16 protein-coding genes are annotated in these 14,948 nt (G+C 73.7%); 9 read left to right on the top strand and 7 right to left on the bottom strand.

Features of this window, described 5'->3' with window-relative positions; genetic code table 11:
* Positions 1 to 5 precede the first annotated feature (5 nt).
* Together AC1WTP_RS23575 and AC1WTP_RS23570 are read left to right on the top strand one after the other, a co-directional pair.
* Positions 6 to 1,619, top strand: a complete 1,614-nt coding sequence (locus AC1WTP_RS23575) for an MFS transporter (RefSeq protein ID WP_481651449.1) — start codon at positions 6 to 8, stop codon at positions 1,617 to 1,619.
* Positions 1,616 to 2,266 carry a futalosine hydrolase gene (locus AC1WTP_RS23570; protein WP_481651448.1) on the top strand — a complete coding sequence of 217 codons (651 nt, stop codon included), beginning with the start codon at positions 1,616 to 1,618 and terminating at the stop codon, positions 2,264 to 2,266. The genes AC1WTP_RS23575 and AC1WTP_RS23570 overlap by 4 nt, the downstream gene beginning before the upstream one ends.
* A gap of 19 nt (positions 2,267 to 2,285) precedes the next feature.
* Here the strand turns inward: AC1WTP_RS23570 and AC1WTP_RS23565 are convergent, their stop codons facing one another.
* Positions 2,286 to 3,086, bottom strand: a complete 801-nt coding sequence (locus AC1WTP_RS23565; protein WP_481651447.1) for a GNAT family N-acetyltransferase — start codon at positions 3,084 to 3,086, stop codon at positions 2,286 to 2,288.
* A gap of 709 nt (positions 3,087 to 3,795) precedes the next feature.
* On the opposite strand from AC1WTP_RS23565, the gene AC1WTP_RS23560 reads away from it, so the two are divergent.
* Positions 3,796 to 4,644, top strand: coding sequence for a 1,4-dihydroxy-6-naphtoate synthase (locus AC1WTP_RS23560; RefSeq protein WP_481651446.1), 849 nt, complete (start codon positions 3,796 to 3,798; stop codon positions 4,642 to 4,644).
* Here the strand turns inward: AC1WTP_RS23560 and AC1WTP_RS23555 are convergent.
* On the bottom strand, positions 4,605 to 4,991 hold the full coding sequence (locus AC1WTP_RS23555) for a cold-shock protein (protein ID WP_088997128.1): 387 nt from the start codon (positions 4,989 to 4,991) through the stop codon (positions 4,605 to 4,607). The genes AC1WTP_RS23560 and AC1WTP_RS23555 overlap by 40 nt on opposite strands.
* 28 nt (positions 4,992 to 5,019) lie before the next feature.
* Positions 5,020 to 5,643 carry an HAD family hydrolase gene (locus AC1WTP_RS23550; RefSeq protein ID WP_481651445.1) on the bottom strand — a complete coding sequence of 208 codons (624 nt, stop codon included), beginning with the start codon at positions 5,641 to 5,643 and terminating at the stop codon, positions 5,020 to 5,022.
* 83 nt (positions 5,644 to 5,726) lie between these two features.
* Between AC1WTP_RS23550 and AC1WTP_RS23545 the strand changes: the two genes are divergently transcribed.
* Entirely contained in the window at positions 5,727 to 8,204 is a 2,478-nt protein-coding gene (locus tag AC1WTP_RS23545) for a helicase-associated domain-containing protein (RefSeq protein ID WP_481651444.1), read from the top strand.
* Positions 8,205 to 8,211: 7 nt separating this feature from the next.
* On the opposite strand, the gene AC1WTP_RS23540 is transcribed toward AC1WTP_RS23545, so the two are convergent.
* Complete coding sequence (locus AC1WTP_RS23540; RefSeq protein ID WP_481651443.1) at positions 8,212 to 8,448, bottom strand: hypothetical protein; 237 nt, start codon at positions 8,446 to 8,448, stop codon at positions 8,212 to 8,214.
* A 129-nt stretch (positions 8,449 to 8,577) separates the two neighbouring features.
* Positions 8,578 to 9,450: a L,D-transpeptidase family protein gene (locus tag AC1WTP_RS23535; RefSeq protein WP_481651442.1), complete on the bottom strand. Its 873-nt coding sequence runs from the start codon at positions 9,448 to 9,450 to the stop codon at positions 8,578 to 8,580.
* 176 nt (positions 9,451 to 9,626) lie between these two features.
* Between AC1WTP_RS23535 and AC1WTP_RS23530 the strand changes: the two genes are divergently transcribed.
* From AC1WTP_RS23530 to AC1WTP_RS23515, 4 genes are all read left to right on the top strand, one after another.
* Positions 9,627 to 11,306, top strand: a complete 1,680-nt coding sequence (locus AC1WTP_RS23530; protein ID WP_481651441.1) for a DNA repair helicase XPB — start codon at positions 9,627 to 9,629, stop codon at positions 11,304 to 11,306.
* A gap of 66 nt (positions 11,307 to 11,372) precedes the next feature.
* Positions 11,373 to 11,564 carry a type II toxin-antitoxin system HicA family toxin gene (locus AC1WTP_RS23525; protein ID WP_481651440.1) on the top strand — a complete coding sequence of 64 codons (192 nt, stop codon included), beginning with the start codon at positions 11,373 to 11,375 and terminating at the stop codon, positions 11,562 to 11,564.
* A gap of 16 nt (positions 11,565 to 11,580) precedes the next feature.
* Positions 11,581 to 12,024 (top strand): hypothetical protein, encoded by a 444-nt coding sequence (locus AC1WTP_RS23520; protein WP_481651439.1) that lies wholly within the window; start codon positions 11,581 to 11,583, stop codon positions 12,022 to 12,024.
* A gap of 88 nt (positions 12,025 to 12,112) precedes the next feature.
* On the top strand, positions 12,113 to 12,349 hold the full coding sequence (locus tag AC1WTP_RS23515) for a hypothetical protein (protein ID WP_481651528.1): 237 nt from the start codon (positions 12,113 to 12,115) through the stop codon (positions 12,347 to 12,349).
* Between the two features lie 145 nt (positions 12,350 to 12,494).
* On the opposite strand, the gene AC1WTP_RS23510 is transcribed toward AC1WTP_RS23515, so the two are convergent.
* Complete coding sequence (locus AC1WTP_RS23510) at positions 12,495 to 13,454, bottom strand: zinc metalloprotease (RefSeq protein ID WP_481651438.1); 960 nt, start codon at positions 13,452 to 13,454, stop codon at positions 12,495 to 12,497.
* 379 nt (positions 13,455 to 13,833) lie between these two features.
* Between AC1WTP_RS23510 and AC1WTP_RS23505 the strand changes: the two genes are divergently transcribed.
* Positions 13,834 to 14,061, top strand: coding sequence for a hypothetical protein (locus AC1WTP_RS23505; protein WP_481651437.1), 228 nt, complete (start codon positions 13,834 to 13,836; stop codon positions 14,059 to 14,061).
* Positions 14,062 to 14,085: 24 nt separating this feature from the next.
* Here AC1WTP_RS23505 and AC1WTP_RS23500 read toward each other — a convergent pair whose 3' ends face one another.
* Positions 14,086 to 14,841, bottom strand: coding sequence for a TIGR03089 family protein (locus AC1WTP_RS23500; RefSeq protein ID WP_481651436.1), 756 nt, complete (start codon positions 14,839 to 14,841; stop codon positions 14,086 to 14,088).
* Positions 14,842 to 14,948 lie beyond the last annotated feature (107 nt).

The raw sequence follows: 14,948 nt of genomic DNA, 5'->3' as shown, positions 1-14,948 counted from the left end.
TGCACATGCCGCTGTTCTCCCGCTCCGAGCGGTCCCTCCTCGGGCGGACCGTCGGCACCGGCATCAAGGCCGTCCGCCTGCTGCTGCGCGGCTCGTTCAGCGGTGGACGCTGGATGACCCGGCGGGCCGGCCGGGCCCGGGCCCGGGGCGCCGGCGGCGAGGTCGGCATGGTCCGGCTCTTCGACCTGCACGCGATCTCCTGCGCCGGGGACACGCTGATCGCCATCGGCCTGGCCGGGACGATCTTCTTCAACGTGCCGCTCGGCGAGGCGCGCAGCAAGGTGGCGCTCTACCTGCTGGTGACCATGGTGCCGTTCGCCATGCTCGCCCCGGTGGTCGGGCCGCTGCTCGACCACTTCCGGCACGGCCGCCGGTACGCGCTGGCCGCCACCATGCTCGGCCGGGCGTTCCTGGCCTGGCTGATCTCCGACTACATCCACGGCTTTGGGCTCTACCCGGCGGCCTTCGGGGTGCTGGCGCTCTCCCGCGCGTACGGGGTGGCCCGTTCGGCGGCCGTGCCGCGACTGTTGCCGGAGGGGATCGGCCTCTCCCAGGTGGGCGCCCGGGCCAGCGTCTACGGCACGGTCGCCGGGGCGTTGGTCGCTCCGATCGGGCTGGCCGCGTTCTGGTTCGGGCCGCAGTGGCCGCTCCGGGTCGCCTCGGTGATCTTCCTGGTCGGCATGGTGATCTCCCTGCGGCTGCCGCCGAAGGCGGACTCGGAACCGCCGGAGCGGGTGCCCCGCCCGCTGCGCGCCCTGTACGGCCGCGACGGGGACCGCCCGCTCGGCCGGGGCCGGCCCGCCGGCCGGCTGGTGATCGCCACCCTGATCGGCGCCGCGGGGCTGCGCGCGATCTACGGCTTCCTGCTGCTCTTCCTCGCCTTCGCCATCAAGGCCGGCGACCTGACCACCGTGGTGTTCGGCCGCGACCTGGGCGCCGAGGGCGCGCTGGGGCTGGTCGGCGGGGCGCTGGCGGTGGGCACCTTCCTGGCCACCGCGGTCGGCACCCGGCTGCAGATCCACCGCCCCACCGCCATCCAGTCCAGCGGCATGATCATCGTGGCCGGCGTGGCGGTCCTCGCCGCGCTCAAGTTCTCGCTGCCGATGGTCGCCCTGCTCTGCCTGGTCGCCGCCCTGATCAGCGGCATCGCCAAGCTGGCCGTGGACGCCTCGATCCAGGAGCGCATCCCGGAGCGGCTGCGGGCCAGCTCGTTCGCGCACTCGGAGACCGTGCTGATGCTCGCCTTCGTCGCCGGTGGCGGCCTGGGGCTGGTGCCGTTCGAGGGCCGGGTCGGGATCGCCGTCGCGGCGGGGGTGGGCGCGCTGGCCGCCGCCCGGGGCGTCGTGGTGGCCGGCCGGCTGCGCGCCGAACGGCTGCTCGGCCGGCCGCTCGCCGACGACGAGCTGGCCGAGGACGAGTCCGACGCCGACGACCGGGACCGGGCCGGCCGCCCGCCGGACGCCGCCCCCACCTCGCCGGCCCCCACCCAGGGCAGCTTCCTGGACGACCCCGGGCTGGCCCCGCCCGGCTACCACATCTACCGCCCGTCGTCCGCGGTGGGCGGGCCGGGCGGGACCGACGACGAGAACCGGCGGGAGCCGCGGGGGCCGGTGTCGTGAACGGTCTGCTGGTGGTGACCGCGGTGCCGGCCGAGGCGGAGGCGGTCCGGGCCGGTCTGCCGGATCCCGACGTGACCGTGGTGCCGGTCGGCGTGGGCCCCGCCGTCGCCGGCGCGGCCGCCGCCCGGCTGCTGGCGCTCGCCGAGGCCGCCGGTCGGCCGTACCGGGGCGTGGTCAGCGCCGGGGTGGCCGGGGGCTTCACCGGTCGGGTGGCGGTCGGTGGCACCGTGCTGGGCAGCCGGGCCGTCGCCGCCGACCTGGGCGCCGAGTCACCGACCGGGTTCATTCCGATCGACGAGCTCGGCATGCCGCCGGAGCTGCTCGGCGGCGGCATCGCGGTCGCCGCCGACCCGGGCCTGCTGGCCACCCTCCGGTCGGCCCTGCCGACGGCCACGGTGGGCGCGGTGCTGACCGTCAGCACGGTGACCGGCACCGCCGTGAGCACCGAGGAGCTGCTCCGCCGGCACCCGGACGCGGTGGCAGAGGCCATGGAGGGGTACGGGGTGGCGGTCGCCGCCGCGCACGCCGGCCTGCCCTTCGCCGAGCTGCGTACCGTCTCGAACCCGATCGGCCCCCGCGACCGCGACGCCTGGCGGATGCGCGACGCCCTGGCCGCGCTCACCACCGCCGCCGCGGCCCTGGCTTGAGCTGGGCCGTGGCCGGCGGTCAGCGGCCGCGAGGCAGGTCGAACCGCAGCGCCGACGGCCGGGAAGCCTCCAGCTGGTAGCCGCAGGCCAGCAGGAAGTCGACGCCGCCCAACTCGGCCACCGTCTGTGCCGTCCGGATACCGACCCGCCCCATCTCCTCGCCGAGCAGCTCGACGAGCCGGCGGCCGATGCCCAAAGATCGCAGCTGCGGCGCGACCACGACACCGTCCAGCACCATCACGCGCTCGTCCTCCAGGTCCTCACCGAGCCGCAGGTCCTCGCTCCGTTCGTGGGCCCGCAACTCGCCGACCAGGTCACCACCGGGCAGCTCGGCGACGAGCCGCCAGCAGCCGGCCGGCACCGCCTCGGTCACCCGGCGGTACCCGACGAGGTCGCGGGCCCGCTCCCGCAGGCGCCGCTCGTCCCGGCGCCGCCGGTCGAGGTCGTACGTCATGTCGGGCACCCGCACCGGCCACCGTTCCCGCGGCACGAACCAGTGCCGCCACCACGCGGCCGGCCAGTCCTTCAGCGTCCGGACCTCGCGCACGTCCAGGTGCGCCGGGTACCGACGACCGGCCTCGTCCCGGCACCCGTCGTGCGGCACCTCCGGCGCACCCACCGACAGCTCGCCGCCGGCGGCGCGAACCAGCCGCTCCACCGTCCGCAACCTCGGATCCGCCTCCGGGTCCGCCTCGAGCCGGGCCACCGTGCTCTTGGGCACGCCGGACCGCCGGGCCAGTTCCCGCTGGCTCAGATCCGCCCGCCGCCGCAGCGCGCGCAGCGCGGCTCCCACGTCGATCGTCCCGGCCCGCGTCGTCACCCCTCGATGGTTCCGGCCTGGAAACCGAACTTCAACAGCCGCCCGCCGGCTGTGGAAAACCCTGTGGAAAACCGCCTCGCCGGCACCGGGCGGATGGTGGTCGGACACTGTCGAGCTGCCCCATCCATAGGACCGCGACCTGAGCGGACCCCTGCGGAAGAACCCGGACCGGCCAGCGGACCCCACACGGCCAGAGGACCTACACGGCCAGAAGAACCCGACGGCCACAAGACCCACACGGCCAGAAGACCTGCACCGCCAAGAGGCCCACACGGCCAGAAGACCCACACGGCCAAGAGACCCACACGGCCAAGAGACCGGACCTGCGAGTGAATCCGAGCCCGCCAAAGGACCCGCCCTGCCAACCCGCCGAAGGACCCCGCCCTGTCAAGAAGCCCCGACTCGCCAGAAGACCGAACCCGCTCGGGCGCCGGACGCAAGGCGAGCGTCGTCACCAGGTCCGTGCCCCACCTATGAGGGCAGCTCGACAGGGACGAAGAGGAGGCCGGCAGGTGCCCGCTACGTCACCGTTGCGGGCCGGGGCCACCTCGACGGCTGGCTTCGCAGTGCGGAGCCCCACACGGCGCGCAACCCGCGCCGCGGACCCCACACCTCGCCACAGCCCACCTCGCGACGCGGCAGGGGGGCGGGTCACAGTGGCGGGGACCGGGTGGAGCGGGGCCGGCGTACCCGGGGCTACGGTGGGGGCGTGGCGCTCTCGCTGGCGATCTCGCCCTGCCCCAACGACACGTTCGTCTTCCACGCGCTGGTGCACGGTCAGGTGCCCGGCGCCCCGCCGGTCGAGGTGACCTACGCCGACGTGGACGTCACCAACACCGCCGCCGAACGCGGCGCGTTCGACCTGGTCAAGGTGAGCTACGCGGCGCTGCCCTGGCTGCTCGACGACTACCACCTGCTGCCGTGCGGCGGCGCCCTCGGGCGGGGGTGCGGGCCGCTGGTGCTGACCCGGGGCGACCGGACCGGCGGCCCGGACCGCACCGACCTCAGCGGCGCCACCGTGGCTGTGCCGGGTGACCGGACCACCGCGTACCTGCTCTTCCGGCTCTGGTCGGCCGGCCGGCCGCCGGCCCGGGTCGAGGTGGTGCCGTTCCACGAGATCATGCCGGGCGTCGCCGCCGGCCGGTACGACGCGGGCCTGGTCATCCACGAGGCGCGCTTCACCTACCCGCGGCACGGCCTGACCGCCCTGGTCGACCTGGGCGAGTGGTGGGAGGCCGACACCGGCCTCCCGATCCCGCTCGGCGCGATCCTGGCCCGGCGGGGCGCGGTCGACCCGGAGGCCGCCGCCGGGTGGATCCGCGACTCGGTGCGCCGCGCCTGGGCCGACCCGGCGGCCAGCCGCGACTACGTGCTGGCGCACGCGCAGGAGATGGAGCCCGACGTGGTGGACCGGCACATCGGCCTCTACGTCAACGAGTTCACCGCCGACCTGGGGGACGCCGGGTTCGCCGCCGTCGAGGCGCTGCTGGGCCGGGCCGCCGACGCCGGGCTGGTGCCTCAGACCTCCAGCTCGCGGGCGACCGCGTGGACCAGCTGAGCGATCTTCTGCGCGGTCTTGCGGTCCGGGAAGCGGCCCCGGCGCAGGTCCGGCTGGACCTTCGCCTCCAGCACCTTGATCATGTCTTCGACCAGACCGTGCAGTTCCTCCGCCGGCCGGCGGCGCAGCTCGGCCACCGACGGCGGCGCCTCGAGCAGCTTGACCCCCATGGCCTGGGCGCCCCGGCGGCTGTCCACCACGCTGAAGTCGACCCGCTGACCACCCTTGAGGTCGGTGACGCCCGCCGGTAGCGCGCCCTTCGGCAGGAACACGTCGCCACCCTCGTCACTGGTGACGAACCCGTATCCCTTGGCCGCGTCGTACCACTTCACTCGACCCGTAGGCACCTGAGATCCCCTGCTTCGTTTGAACCGTCTACTGCTCCAAGGCTAGCCGGATCATGCCGTCCAGCGCCGCCGGGAATCCGGTGAGATCATCGAGCACCAGTTCGGCGCCGGCCGCGCGCAGCTCGTCCGCGGAGCACGGGCCGGTGGCGACGCCGATGCCGGGCACCTCCGCCGCCTGCGCGGCCACCATGTCGGCCACGTGGTCGCCGACGTAGTGGGTCGCCCCGTGCGCCCGCAGGGCGGCCGCCTTCTCCTCGGCGAACAGGTCGCCGGCCACCTCGTCGACGGTGATCCCGAGGTGGTCGAGGTGCAGCCGGGCCAGCCGGCCCAGCTTGGAGGTGACCACCAGGACCCGGCCGCCGAGTCCGCGTACCGCCTCGATCGCGGCGAGCGCGCCGGGCAGCGGGACGGTGGGCGTGATCGCGTACGCCGGGTAGAGCTCGCGGTAGGTGCGGACGGCCGCGTCGACCTGCTCGGGTGGGAACCAGCGGGCGATCTCGGTGCGCAACGGCGGGCCGAGCCGGGACACCGCCGCCTCGGCGTCCACCGGCACGCCGGTGCGGGCGGTCAGCGCGCGGTAGGCGGCGGCGATGCCGGGACGCGAATCGACCAGGGTCATGTCGAGGTCGAAACCGACCGTTGGTGCGGGCATGCCGAGAACCTACCCGGTCAACCCGACCGAGCCGGACGTCCGAGGGGCGGGACGGCCCCCGGCCGGGCTAGCGTGGAACGACGATGACCACCTCACTCGCCGACCACCTCCGGTCGCTGCCCGACGAGTCGCTCGCCGCCCTGCTCCAGCTGCGGCCGGACCTCGTCGTACCCGTGCCGGCCGACGTCTCCGCGCTCGCCATCCGGGCCCAGTCGCGGGTCTCGGTGGCCCGCGCCCTCGACGGGCTGGACCAGTTCACCCTGCAGATCCTGGACGCCGCCCGGCTGACCCGGGACCCGGCCGACGGCACCACCTCCACCGAGGCGGTGCTCGCCATGGCGACCGCCGGGCCGCACCCGCCCGCCCCGACCGCCGTCCGGGCCGCGGTCAACCGGCTGCGCGCGCTCTTCCTGCTGTACGGCCCGGAGAGCGACCTCCAGATCGTCGGCGGCATCGACGAGCTCTCGCCGTACCCGGCGGGGCTCGGCCGGCCGGCGGCGGACCTGGACCCGCGGACGGCGGCGCTCTGCGCGGACCCGGCGAAGCTGCGGCGCACGCTGCTGGCCGCGCCGCCCTCGGCCCGGGCGATCCTGGACCGGCTGGCCGCCGGCCCGCCGGTGGGCAGCGTGCCGCCCGGCGCGCTCCAGGCGCCGCCGGTCGGCGCGGAGGACGCGCTGCCGCCGGACCCGACCAACGGCGGGGCCCCGACCGGCTCGCCGGTGCGCTGGCTGGTCGACCACCGGCTGCTGGTCCGGGTCTCCGGCGGGGCGGGCGGCACCCCCGGCACGGTCGAGCTGCCCCGGGAGATCGGTCTGCTGCTGCGGCGCGACAGCGGCCCGCTCGGCCCGCTGCGCACCAGCCCGCCGCCGGTGGCCGCCGCGCCCCGCGAACCGAAGGCCGCCGACTCCGCCGGCGCCGGCCAGGCCATGGAGGTGGTACGCCTCGCCGAGGCGCTGCTGGAGCAGCTCGCCGCCGAGCCGGTGCCGGTGCTCCGCTCCGGCGGGCTGGGCGTCCGCGAGCTGAAGCGGCTGGCCCGCACCGGCGGGGTGGACGAGTCGACGGCGGCGCTGCTGCTCGAGGTGGCGTACGCGGCCGGGCTGGTCGGCGAGGTGGAACTGCCCGGCGCGACCACCGCCCGGTACGGCGCCGACCAGCAGGTGCTGCCGACCGCCGGCTACGAGGTGTGGCGGGCGAGTTCGCTGGCCCAGCGCTGGGAGCAGCTGGCCCGGGCCTGGCTGACCATGACCCGGCAGGCCGGGCTGGTCGGCCAGCGCGACGACCGGGACCGCCCGATCACGGTGCTCTCCGCCGAGGCGGAGCGGGTCGGCGCGCCGGCCGCCCGGCGGGCGGTGCTCGGCGTCCTCGCCGACCTGGAGCCGGCCACCGCGCCGACCCCCGAAGAGGTGCTCGAGCTGCTGGACTGGCGGGCGCCGCGGCGCAGCCGGGGCCGGGAGGCCGCGCACCGCGAGGTGCTCGCCGAGGCGGCCACGCTCGGCGTCACCGGCCTCGGCGCGCTCACCTCGTACGGGCGGCTGCTGCTGGCCGACGTCACGGCGGGCGACGAGCGCGGGGCGGACGACCCGCTCGGGCTCCGCCTGGAGGCCGAGGAGGGCGAGCCGTCCACCGCGGTGCGGGCGCTGGACGCCCTGCTCCCCGCCCCGGTCGACCACTTCCTGGTGCAGGCCGATCTCTCCGTCGTGGTGCCCGGCCCGCCCGACCCGGCGCTCGCCGCCGAACTGGAGGTGGTCGCGGAACTCGAATCGGCCGGGGGCGCCAGCGTGCACCGGGTCACCACGGCGAGCGTGCGCCGCGCCCTGGACGCCGGCTACTCCGCCGACGACCTGCACGGGCTGTTCCGAAGGCGGTCCCGCACCCCGGTGCCGCAGGGGTTGACGTACCTCATCGACGACGTGGCCCGCAAGCACGGCGGGTTGCGGGTCGGCTCGGCCGGTGGGTACGTGCGCAGCGACGACGAGGCGCTGCTCGCCGAGGTGCTGGCCGACCGGCGGCTGGAGGCGCTGGCGCTGCGCAGGCTCGCGCCGACCGTGCTCGCCACCCCCTACCAGGTGGGCCGGATGCTGATCGCGCTCCGCGACGCCGGCTACGCCCCGGTGCCGGAGGACGCCAGCGGAGCGGCCGTGCTGTCCCGGCCCAAGACCCGCCGGGCACCGGCCCGGGTGTCGGTGGCCACCCGGACGCTGGACCCGCTGGCCACCCCGAAGCTCTCCATGCCCCGCCTGCTCGGCGTGGTGGAGCAGATCCGGCGCGGGGACGCGGCGGCCCGGGCGGCCCGGCGCGCGCCGGCCGTGGTCCGGGGCGCCCCGCCGACCGGTCCGGTGGCGGTGCCCAGCCACAGCGACGCCCTGGCGGTGCTGCAACAGGCCGTCCGGGACAAGGCGCTGGTCTGGGTCGGTTACGTCGACGCACACGGGGCGACCGCGTCCCGGCTGGTCCGGCCGGTGTCGATCGGGGCCGGCTATCTGCGCGCCGAGGACGAGCGGACGGAGATGCTGCACACCTTCGCACTGCACCGGATCACCGCGGCGGTGCTGGAGGACTGAGCAGGGGTCAGCGCCGGCTGCGCCGCACCGTCCCGACCACGGAGACGATCAGCAGCAGCGCGAAGCCGGCGCCGGCCGACTCGCCGACCGAGTCGACGAAGCCCTGCTGGAGCACCAGCCAGCCGAAGAGGAACCACCCGACGAGGATCACTGCGGCGACCACGTACGCGACCACGGTGGCCGTGGAGACCTCGTCGGCCGGCGCGTCGTCGTGCTGGCGGATCGCTTCACGCTCGACGGTCATCCTCGCCCCTCCCCGTCCGGTCCGGCCCCTGCCGTCCCAGCGTGGCACCAGGGTGGCCGCAGTGACAGGGGATAAATCCCCGATCGGACGGGGTGTGCGACCCCGACAACCCTCAGGGGGTCGGTTGGCTCAGGTGCCGGGGCGGCGGCCGACCAGCACCACCCGGCTGCCGACCTTGCCGAGTTCCCAGTAGCGGACCGCGTCGGCGTGCAGCAGGTTGACGCAGCCGTGCGAGCCGATCGACTTGTTGTGCAGGTAGGTGGTGGTCTCGTGGAAGCCCATCCCCTGGGTGAAGTGCTGCCAGTAGGGCAGCCAGACCTCGTACGGGTCGGACCACTCCTTGATGTTGCGGTAGTTGATCGTGAAGGTGCCGGCCGGCGTGCGGTAGCCGGGCATCCCCGTCCGGGTCACCGTGGGCTTGACGATCACCTTGCCGTTGCGCATCACCCAGGTCGTCTGCCGGGTCAGGTCGATGCAGAACGTGGTGCCCGAGCCGGCCCTGCACCGGCTGGTGTCCGTGGTCGCCAGCCGCTTCGCCACGTCGTACGTCGTGGGCCCGGCGCGGCCCTGCACCGGGCGGATGTCGTACCGCTTCTGGAACTTCTTGATCGCGGCGCAGTCGGCGGCGGACTGCCGGCCGTCCACGGTCAGGGTGCCGAAACCGCCCAGCCGGGCGAGGTAGGTCTCCACCGCGCGCTGGTGCTCGCCCTGCGGGCAGCCGGTGAAGGACGGCGACCGGGTGGCGGTGGGCTTCGGCGCGGTGCTCCGGGTGGGTTTCGCCGTGGGGGTCGGCTTCGTGGTCGGCTTCGGCGGTGGCGTCGTGGGCCGGACACGCTGGTCCGGCCCGGGCGCATCGCTCGCCCCCGTTACCTGCTCCGCCGCACCGGCCGGCACGGGCTCCCCGCCCCCGCCGGCCTGCGGATCGAACGCACACGCACCCGCGCCGACCAGCGTGACCACTGCCAGGGCGACCAACCGGGTGGTGAACCGGACACGCTTCATGAGCCCTCCCCTGGACAGCCGTCCCCTTGATAGACGTTTGCGAGTGCCGCGATGGTTGCGTGCGGTGGGCATTTTTCTTCAGTTATCCGAGTGCGTGCAACACTGGATGGTCGGCCTGAGGCGGGTATGCACGTCTCCCATGGCGGCCGACGACCGGCCGGAGAGAGGACGCTGGCGTGAGCGGTGGACCACTGATCGTGCAGTCGGACAAGACCCTGCTGCTGGAGATCGACCACCCGGACGCGCAGGCCTGCCGGATGGCGATCGCGCCCTTCGCCGAGCTGGAGCGCTCCCCGGAGCACGTGCACACCTACCGGCTCACCCCGCTCGGGCTGTGGAACGCCCGCGCCGCCGGCCACGACGCGGAGAGCGTGGTGGACGCGCTGATCAAGTACTCCCGCTACCCGGTGCCGCACGCGCTGCTGGTCGACGTGGCCGAGACGATGGACCGGTACGGCCGGCTCCAGCTCGCCAACGACCCGGCGCACGGCCTGGTGCTGCGGGCCCTGGACCGGCTGGTGCTGGTCGAGGTCGCCAAGAGCAAGAAGCTCGCCGGCATGCTCGGCAACAAGATCGACGACGACACCATCCAGGTGCACCCGTCCGAGCGGGGCCGGCTCAAGCAGGCGCTGCTCAAGCTCGGCTGGCCGGCGGAGGACCTGGCCGGCTACGTCGACGGCGAGGCGCACCCGGTCGAGCTGGCCGAGGCCGGCAAGGAGGGCCGCAGGCCGTGGACGCTGCGGTCGTACCAGCGGGAGGCGGTCGAGGCGTTCTGGGCCGGCGGGTCGGGCGTGGTGGTGCTCCCCTGCGGCGCCGGCAAGACGCTGGTCGGCGCGGCGGCGATGGCCGAGGCGAAGGCGACCACGCTGATCCTGGTCACCAACACGGTGGCCGGGCGGCAGTGGAAGCGTGAGCTGATCGCCCGCACCTCGCTGACCGAGGAGGAGATCGGCGAGTACTCGGGTGAGCGCAAGGAGATCCGCCCGGTCACCATCGCCACGTACCAGGTGCTCACCTCGCGGCGCGGCGGCGCGTTCACCCACCTCGACCTGTTCGGCGCCCGCGACTGGGGCCTGGTCATCTACGACGAGGTGCACCTGCTGCCCGCGCCGATCTTCCGGTTCACCGCGGACCTCCAGGCCCGCCGCCGGCTCGGCCTCACGGCGACTCTGGTACGCGAGGACGGCCGGGAGGGCGACGTGTTCAGCCTGATCGGCCCCAAGCGGTACGACGCGCCGTGGAAGGACATCGAGTCGCAGGGCTGGATCGCCCCGGCCGAGTGCATCGAGGTACGCGTGACGCTCACCGACGCGGAGCGGATGGCGTACGCGACGGCGGAGGCCGAGGAGCGCTACCGGATGGCGGCGACCGCCCGCACCAAGCTGCCCGTGGTCAAGGCGCTGGTCGACCGGCACCCGGGCGAGCAGACGCTGGTGATCGGCGCGTACATCGACCAGCTGCACCAGCTCGGCGAATACCTCGACGCCCCGATCGTGCAGGGCTCGACCACCAACAAGGAGCGGGAGCGGCTCTTCGACGCGTTCCGCTCGGGTGAGCTGCGGACCCTCGTGATCTCCAAGGTCGGCAACTTCTCGATCGACCTGCCGGAGGCGGCGGTGGCGATCCAGGTGTCGGGGACGTTCGGGTCGCGGCAGGAGGAGGCGCAGCGGTTGGGGCGGGTGCTGCGGCCGAAGGCGGACGGCCGGCAGGCGCACTTCTACACGGTGGTCTCCCGGGACACGATCGACACGGAGTACGCGGCGCACCGGCAGCGGTTCCTCGCCGAGCAGGGCTACGCGTACACGATCGTGGACGCCGACGACGTGCTCGGCCCGAAGCTCCCGACGATCGACTGAATGGACGACCCCTCGACTAAGTCTAGGGCATTTTACTTGTATCATCTAGTAAGCTAGACTAGCCGCGTGAAGCGGGTTGACCTGATCAACAAGATCAGCAAAGCGGCTGCCGATGCCGGTGTGACCTTCGAAAAGGTACGCGAGGGTGGCAGCCACACGATCTACAGATTCGGCCCGCAGAACGTCGTCATACCTCGACACAAGGAGATCAACGAGCTCACGGCGCGGGGTATCCTGCGCAGCCTGGGCTTGAGGTGAAAGGGGGGCGTCGTTGATGAAGTACACCGCCAAATGCGTACGCTCGGGCGCCTGGTGGGCGATCAGCGTGCCGGAGATCAGGGGCGTTTTCTCTCAGGCTCGTCGCCTCGACCAGGTCGAAGGGATGGCACGTGAAGCCATCGCCCTCATGCTCGACGTCGACCCGCAGAGCTTCGACGTCGACGTGCAGCCCGACCTGCCGCAAGAGGTGACCCGCGCTCGCAGAGCCCGCAGCGCCCTGCGCAAGGCCGAAGAGTCCGCCGAAGAGGCGACTGTCACCGCCGCGCGCGCACTACTGGCAAAGGGCTACACGGTCCGCGACGCGGGTGCGCTTCTTGGCATCTCCCCGCAGCGCGTGTCGCAGCTAGCGCCGAAGAAGACTGCGGCCGGCGGTGCCAGCAAGATCAGCAAGGGCGGGAAAGCCGCGCTCAGGCCGGAACAGGAGACCGCTGCCGCTTGATGCGGCCCTCGCGGCTGGATCGTCCCGGCCGCGTGCACCGAGTACGCGTGACGCTCACCGATGCGGCCTACCGGTCACCGCACCGGACCTGCACCGCGCGCAGATCTTCGCCCGGTCCGCCGCGCGGTTGCTGGCCCGGCTCAGCGCACGGGTGGAGCCGGGCGGGGTGACCGTCTCGGCCGAGGACCAGCAGGGCGTACGCCACTGGGTCTTCTGCGACCGGCCCCTGCCCGGCGGCGCGCGCTGCGCCCTGCCGGCCGACCACACCGCGCCCTGCTCGCGGCGCGCCCGGAACCTCGTTCCCGGTTGGCGTCCCGGCCGATGAATGCTCCGGTCGCCAGGTCGGCGATGTGGCGGTATCCCCGTCGCCTGGATACCGCCATATCCGCGACATGGAGTCGATCAAGCGGGGCACAAGGAAGGGGTTGGCGGGCCGCTCGCCGCGACCCGTCAACCCCGACCATGCTTGGCTACTTGACGCCGCCGGCGCGGAACGCCACCCAGGCGTCGCTCATCCGGTCGGCCTGTCCGGCGGTGAACATGTTCATGCAGGAGTCCTGCGTGTAGTCCATGAAGTTGTGGATCGGGTCCAGCCCGGGTGCGGCGCAGGTGTCCGCGCCCATCGGGCAGTTGAACTGCGGGTGCGCCTCGCGCGGAGTGTCCGCCACGAAGTCGCCGGAGGCGGAGCACCCGTGCGCGAAGGTGTGCTCCAGCATCAGCCAGTGCCCGACCTCGTGCGTCAGCGTGTCACCGAGGGCGTACTTGCCCGCCGTGCCGCCCGGCATCGACTCGTCGAGGATCACCACGCCGTCGATGAAGTCCCGGCCGTTGTTGTAGCCCTTCGGGAAGTACGCCCAGCCGAGCAGGCCGCCGCCGATGTTCGCCGCGTACACGTTCAGGGTGCGGGCGTCGCCGGTGTACAGCGCCTTCTTCATGTCCCGCTCGTTCTTGCCCGGCACGACCGTGTACCAGTCGCTGTTCACCGTCCACGTGGTGTCGACCAGGTCGAACCGGAACGGCGTGTCGGAGGCGTTGGCGGCGGTGCGGCCGGCGAACGAGTCGTTGAGCACCTCCATCTGGTCGGCGATCAGGGTGTTCCACCTGGCCGTCTCGGCCGCGGTGAGCGGGTGGTCGGAGATCATGTGGAAGACCGTCGGCACGGTGACGCTGCCGTTGGCCAGCCGCGGCGAATCCTTGATCACGCCGTAGGCGTTCGCCTCGTTCTTGGAGTACAGCTCCGGCTCCTGGGCGGTGGCGCCCTCGGCGACCCGGGCCGCGCTGTGCTCGTCGGCACCCGGCTCACACTCCGCGACACCCGGGGAGACGGTCACGGGTGCCGCCGCCACCGCGCCGTAGGCGCCACCGGACGCCAGGAGCGTCGCAGCGGTGGCGGTGAGGACTGCCAGTCGGAAGATCGGTCTCCTGTGCATCGGTGCACCTTTCAGAGGATGGAGACGGTGCGGAATCGACGCGGGTCGCCATTGAGCAGGTCAATGACGTCGTCTTCCCGGTATGAGAGCACGTCGGCGGCGTCGACAACAGACCTCGGGACATGGGCTGACACCGGTGTAACGGCAGGGGGCTGAGCAGCGCTATTTGCCTCCCGCGACCCGCCGCTGCCCCATCGGCGCGGGTTGCGCCGCCGGTGGACCACGTGTCGCCCCGCGCCCGCCGGTGGCCGGCGCCGAGCGGGTGACAGGACCGGTCAGAAATCGAGAAGCACCGGTCGTCGACCCGCACCTAGCGTCATGGCATCCCGCCCGTCAGGTCGTCGGGACCTGGCGTCGCCCGACATCCGAGGAGGTCGCAGTGAACGCGAACAAGTGGATCCGGCAGTTCCACCGCTGGCTGGCCGTCACCTTCACGGTGACCGTCATCGTCACCTTCATCGCCCTGGCCCAGGAGGACCCGGTCGTCTGGGTCTCCTACGTGCCGCTGCTCCCGCTCGCCCTGCTCCTGGTCACCGGCCTGTACCTCTTCGCGCTGCCGTATCTCACCAAGCGGCACAGCGGACGGGCCGTCACCCGCGAGAGCTGAGGCCGGCGGCGCCGGCGAGAGACCTCAGAGGACCCGGGTGACCTGCTCGGCGGCGATCAGGGCGTCCCGCCGGGCGGGGTCGAGGTTGGCGCAGACGACCACCGACGCGCCGACGCTCAGCGGGGCGAGCAGCCACTTCAGCGGCTGCTCGTGCTCGGCCGCGTCGACCAGCAGCCGGTCGCCGGCGCGCAGGTCGAGCTGGTCGGCCAGGGCCAGGGCGACCCGCCCCCACTCGTCGTAACTGGTGCCGTCCGGGCTGGCCGGGTCCGTCGGGCGGATCACGGCGTGGTCGGGCGGAGCGTCGGTGTGCCGGAGCACCTCGGCGGACCAGTCGAGCCAGCCCACCGGCACCTCGGCCAGCCGGCCGGGGCCGGTGCCGACGAGGTAGCGGTGCGTCCCGTCCGGCACGTCCTCCAGCCAGTCGTCGAGGCGCTCCGGGGTCACGAACACCGCGTCGTACGGCCGGGCGGCGCCCGGTTCGAGCACCGGCAGCCCGGCGGTGGCCCGCGGCCGGTACGACACCGCCAGCCCGACCGCCCAGGCACCCAGCAGCACTGCGGCGGTACGCCAGTGCGGCGGCAGCAGCACCGCGACCCGGTCGCCGGGGCGCAGCCCGCAGCCGTCCCGCAGCAGGCCCGCGCTGCGCGCCGCCCATTCGCCGAGCTGCGCCGCGGTCAGGTCGACCCGCTCGCCGGTCGCGTCGTCGCACCAGCTGAGCAGCGGAACGTCGGCCGTGCGCACCGGGTCGGCCGCGACGGTGACGGGCGTACTGGCGGCCATCGGGCGCTCCTTCCTGCCGGTGCGTCCACCCTAGACGAGTAGTTCCGAATCCCGGTCAGTGGTCGTAGGCGATCAGTGACCGGGTGACGGGTGCGCCGGTCTTGTTG

Source organism: Micromonospora sp. R311, from assembly GCF_056780015.1.
The sequence above is the reverse complement of the archived record's forward strand: the minus strand, read 5'-3'. Positions and strand labels throughout refer to the sequence as shown.

Excerpts from the sequence above, each read along its gene's own strand:
- AC1WTP_RS23520 (WP_481651439.1), top strand. The coding sequence starts at position 11,581 with ATGAAGTACACCGCCAAATGCGTACGCTCGGGCGCCTGGTGGGCGATC.
- AC1WTP_RS23510 (WP_481651438.1), bottom strand. The coding sequence starts at position 13,454 with ATGCACAGGAGACCGATCTTCCGACTGGCAGTCCTCACCGCCACCGCT.
- AC1WTP_RS23535 (WP_481651442.1), bottom strand. The coding sequence starts at position 9,450 with ATGAAGCGTGTCCGGTTCACCACCCGGTTGGTCGCCCTGGCAGTGGTC.
- AC1WTP_RS23545 (WP_481651444.1), top strand. The coding sequence starts at position 5,727 with ATGACCACCTCACTCGCCGACCACCTCCGGTCGCTGCCCGACGAGTCG.
- AC1WTP_RS23550 (WP_481651445.1), bottom strand. The coding sequence starts at position 5,643 with ATGCCCGCACCAACGGTCGGTTTCGACCTCGACATGACCCTGGTCGAT.
- AC1WTP_RS23575 (WP_481651449.1), top strand. The coding sequence starts at position 6 with ATGCCGCTGTTCTCCCGCTCCGAGCGGTCCCTCCTCGGGCGGACCGTC.
- AC1WTP_RS23500 (WP_481651436.1), bottom strand. The coding sequence starts at position 14,841 with ATGGCCGCCAGTACGCCCGTCACCGTCGCGGCCGACCCGGTGCGCACG.
- AC1WTP_RS23540 (WP_481651443.1), bottom strand. The coding sequence starts at position 8,448 with ATGACCGTCGAGCGTGAAGCGATCCGCCAGCACGACGACGCGCCGGCC.